The sequence below is a fragment of the Streptomyces sp. NPDC054770 genome, assembly GCF_053611985.1.
Map to the genome: position 1 here is coordinate 1 of NZ_JBSHBL010000173.1, position 4268 is coordinate 4268.

Consider the following 4268-nt stretch of genomic DNA (forward strand, 5'->3'; position numbering starts at 1 on the left):
GTGCTTCGGTGGGTGTGTGGGGGTTGGTCGTGCCCGCGCGGCGGCAGCCGCAGATTTGACACGGCCCCGCGCCTCTTTGGGGCGCGTTGTGGTCGGCGTCGTGAGGTGCTTCGGTGGGTGTGTGGGGGTTGGTTGTGCCCGCGCGGCGGCAGCCGCAGATTTGACACGGCCCCGCGCCTCTTTGGGGCGCGTTGTGGTCGCCCCTTTCAAACAGCCCCGCGCCTAGCGCATTGCGCAAGGTGTCGGCGAACAGGTCGGCGTCGTTGTCGGCGACCAGGATGCGGGTGCGTACTTCCCCGAGGGGGACGGCGTCCAGGCGTGCCCCTCCCCATGTCACGTCCGAGTGGGTGTAGCGGCCCAGGCGGTCCACCACCGTGCTTGTTTCCGTCGGGCTGGCGCCTACCAGGGCGGTCAGGCGGCCCGGGCGTACTCGTACTCCCGAGTGCGGGTCGTGCAGGACGGCGGGGTCGGTGGGGGCCTGTTCGGTGGCTGTGTCGGGTTGCGGTTCGTGGCGCAGCAGGCGTACCACCCTGCGGGCGGCGACCACGCCCCGGCTCAGCTGGTAGCCCATGTCCAGGAGGAACGCCACCGGGCCGACCAGGACCGCGACATAGCCGTACACCGAGACCAGCTGGCCCACCGTGATGTCGCCGCGCGCCGCCATCCGGGCCGCGATCCAGGTCACCACCGCCAGGAACACCGTCGGCAGGCCCATGCCCAGCGCCTGGACCCAGCTGGCGACCGCGCCCACCCGGTAGCCCTGGGCGCGCAGGTGCTGGGAGTCGCGGCGGAAGGCGTCCGCGAACAGGCCTTTGCCGCCGAGGCCGTTGAGGACGCGGAGGCCGCCCGCGAGGTCGCCGATGCGGGCGGTGAGCACGCGCTGGCGTTCCCGGTACTCGGTCTCCCTGCCCTGCAGCCGCCGGGCCAGCGGGCCCGCGAGAAGGGCCACCACCGGCACCCCGAGCAGCACCACACCGGTCAGCAGGGGCGAGATCGTCATCAGGAGGCCGGCCACCACCGCGTACACGACGACCGCGCCCACCCCCGGGCCGACGACGGTCAGCGCCTGGGCGATGGTCTGCACGTCGCTGACGCCGATCGTGACGACCTCCCCGGCGTCGGCCCGGCGCGGCAGCTCGGCGCCGAGCCGTACCGCCTGCCCGACGAGCACCTTGATCGTGCGGAAGTACGCGTCCATCCGCACCCGGGTCATCGTGCGGTGGCGCATGATGCTGATCCAGGCGTTGACCGCCCCGAGGACGAAGATCGCCGCCGTCCAGCCGGCCAGCACCGCCACATGGCCCGGCACCAGGCCGTCGTCCACCGCCCGGGCCATCAGGTACGGCGTCACGGCCATCAGCGTCAGCCAGACACTGCCCAGCAGCGCCCCGGCGAGCGAGCGGCCCGGCTGGCAGGCCACCAGCCACCACAGATAGGACCACCCACCGCGGGTGTCCGGCGTGCCCGGATCCTCGTACGCGTCGATCACCCTGCGATCCCCGTCCTCTCGACCTGTCGGCTACGCCAGACTGTCCCGCCACGCCCGGTGCAGATCCGCGAACCGACCCGTTCCCGCGATGAGTTCGGCCGGGCGGCCGTCCTCGACGATCCGGCCGTGTTCCATCACCAGCACCCGGTCGGCGATCTCCACCGTGGACAGCCGGTGCGCGATCACCACCGCCGTACGGCCCTTGAGCACGGTCGACATCGCGCGCTGCACGGCCCGTTCGCCGGGGATGTCCAGGGAGCTGGTCGCCTCGTCGAGGATCAGCACCGCCGGGTCGGCGAGCAGGGCGCGGGCGAACGCGACCAGTTGGCGCTGCCCGGCCGAGATACGCCCGCCGCGCTTGCGGACGTCCGTGTCGTAGTCGTCGGGCAGCGCGGCGATGAACTCGTGGGCGCCGATCGCCTTGGCGGCCTGCTCGATCTCCTCGCGGGTGGCGTCCGGGCGGCCGATGGCGATGTTCTCGGCGACCGTGCCGGAGAACAGGAACGCCTCCTGGGTGACCATCACGACCCCGCGCCGCAGCTCGGCCACGGTCAGTTCGCGCAGGTCGACGCCGTCCAGGAGGACCCGTCCGTCGGTCGGGTCGTAGAAGCGGGCGAGCAGTTTGGCGAGCGTCGACTTGCCGGCGCCGGTGGAGCCGACGACCGCGACCGTCTGCCCGGCCGGGAGGGTGAGGCCGAAGCGGGGGAGCACCTCGCCGCCGGTGCGGTAGGCGAAGCGGACACCGTCGAAGACGACCTCGCGGCCCGGGAGTTCGGTCCGCGGCGGGGGCAGTTCCCTGGGGACCGAGGGCTCCGGCACCGACGGGGTCTGGGCCAGCAGGCCCGCGATCTTCTCCAGGGAGGCCGCGGCCGACTGGTAGGAGTTGAGGAACATGCCGAGGCGGTCGATCGGGTCGTACAGCCGTCGCAGGTAGAGGACGGCGGCGGCCAGGACGCCCAGCTCCAGCGAGCCGGACGCCACCCGGTAGGCGCCCCACAGCACGATCACCGCGACCGAGGTGTTGGCGACCAGCCGGGAACCGACCACGTACCGGGCCATTTCGAGGAGCGCATTGCCGTTGGTGCGCTCGTGGCGCCCGTTCAGCACGGCGAACTCGGCGTCGTTGGCGGCCTCCCGGCGGAACGCACGCACCGGGCGGATGCCGTTCATCGTCTCCACGAACTTCACGATCACCGTCGCGATCGCCGTGGACCGTGCCTTGTACACCCGTACCGCGCGCCGCTGGTACAGCCGCACCAGCAGGTACAGCGGGACGAAGCTCGCCACCGCGACCGCACCGAGACCGAGGTCCAGCCAGAGCAGCATCGCGGAGATGTAGAGGAAGGAGAGGATGACCGTGACCAGTTCTTGCAGGCCCTCGCTGAGGAGCTCGCGCAGCGACTCGACGTCCGTGGTGGAGCGGGAGATGAGGCGGCCGGACGTGTAGCGCTCGTGGAAGTCGATGCTCAGCGCCTGCGCGTGACGGAAGATACGGCCGCGCAGGTCGAGGAGCACGTCCTGGTTGACGCGCGCGGAGGCCCGGACGAACGCGTACTGGAGGCCGCCGGAGAGCAGCGCGCTCAGGCCGTACCCGACCGCGACCGCGATCAGCGGACCGTGGTCGTGGCGGCGGAACGCCGGTACGGCCGTGTCGATGGCGTACGCCACCAGCAGCGGGCCCGCCTGGACCGCCGCCTGCTGGAGCAGCAGGAGGAACGAGGTGAACGCGACCCGCGCCTTCATGGGGGTGAGGAGCAAGCGCAGCAGGGTGCCCGTGGCGCCGGGCGGGGTGGGCAGGACGTCCCGGTCGAAGGGGTCGCCGCCGGCCGTGCCGGCCGTCTGCGGGTGCGGGTGTTCGTCGTCCTCGTCGGGGGCGGGGAGGGAGGTGGCGGCGGTCATCGGCGGTGATCCTCCCCGGACATCAGGTGGGCGTACTCGGCGTTGCCGCGCAGCAGTTCGTGGTGGGTGCCGACGGCGGTGACCCGGCCGCCGGAGAGCAGGGCGACGCGGTCGGCGAGCAGGACGGTCGAGGGGCGGTGGGCGACGATCAGCGCCGTGGTGTCGGCGAGCACGTCGCGCAGGGCCGCCTCGACGGCGGCCTCCGTGTGCACGTCCAGGGCGGAGAGCGGGTCGTCGAGGACGAGGAAGCGGGGCTTGCCGACGACCGCCCGCGCGAGCGCGAGGCGCTGGCGCTGGCCGCCGGAGAGGCTGAGGCCCTGCTCGCCGACCTGGGTCGCGGTGCCCTGGGGGAGGGCGTGCGCGAAGTCCGCCTGGGCGACGGCGAGGGCGCGTGCCAGCTCGGGCTCGCCGGCGCCTTCCTCGGCGCCCATCAGCACGTTCTCGCCGACGGAGGCGGAGAAGAGGGTGGGTTCCTCGAAGGCGACGGCGACGAGTGCGCGGAGTTCCTCGCGGGGCATGGCGGTGATGTCCCGGCCGTCGAGGGTGATCCGCCCGGAGGTGGCCTCGTGCAGGCGGGGGACGAGGGCGGTGAGGGTGGTCTTCCCGCTGCCGGTGGCTCCGACGAGGGCCATGGACTCGCCGGGGCGGATGTGGAGGTCGACGAGTTCGAGCGTCGGGGGCGAGTCGGGGGCGGCGTCCGGGTAGCGGAAGGAGACGGCGTGGAAGCGGATGCCATCGTTGTCGGGAGCCGGGGGTAGGGGGCCGTGGTCGGGTGCGGGCCGGTGGGGGCCTGTCGCGGGGGTGCCCGCGCCCCCCGGCGGGGGCGGGGCCGCCCCGGCCAGGAGACCCCACGCCCCAGACCTGTATGGCGCCCGCGCCG

3 protein-coding genes are annotated in these 4268 nt (G+C 73.1%); all 3 read right to left on the minus strand.

The window, feature by feature from the left end; translation table 11 throughout:
- Positions 1–1489 (minus strand): ABC transporter transmembrane domain-containing protein (locus ACWGKQ_RS51850; RefSeq protein ID WP_453299123.1); only part of this gene is annotated, 1489 nt, incomplete at its 3' end.
- Positions 1490–1519: 30 nt separating this feature from the next.
- Positions 1520–3388: an ABC transporter ATP-binding protein gene (locus tag ACWGKQ_RS51855; RefSeq protein ID WP_453299124.1), complete on the minus strand. Its 1869-nt coding sequence runs from the start codon at positions 3386–3388 to the stop codon at positions 1520–1522.
- On the minus strand, positions 3385–4268 hold an 884-nt coding region (locus tag ACWGKQ_RS51860), incomplete at its 5' end, for an ABC transporter ATP-binding protein (RefSeq protein ID WP_453299125.1). The genes ACWGKQ_RS51855 and ACWGKQ_RS51860, both read right to left, overlap by 4 nt.

Coding starts and splice junctions, on each gene's coding strand:
- ACWGKQ_RS51855 (WP_453299124.1), bottom strand. CDS start 3,388: ATGACCGCCGCCACCTCCCTCCCCGCCCCCGACGAGGACGACGAACAC.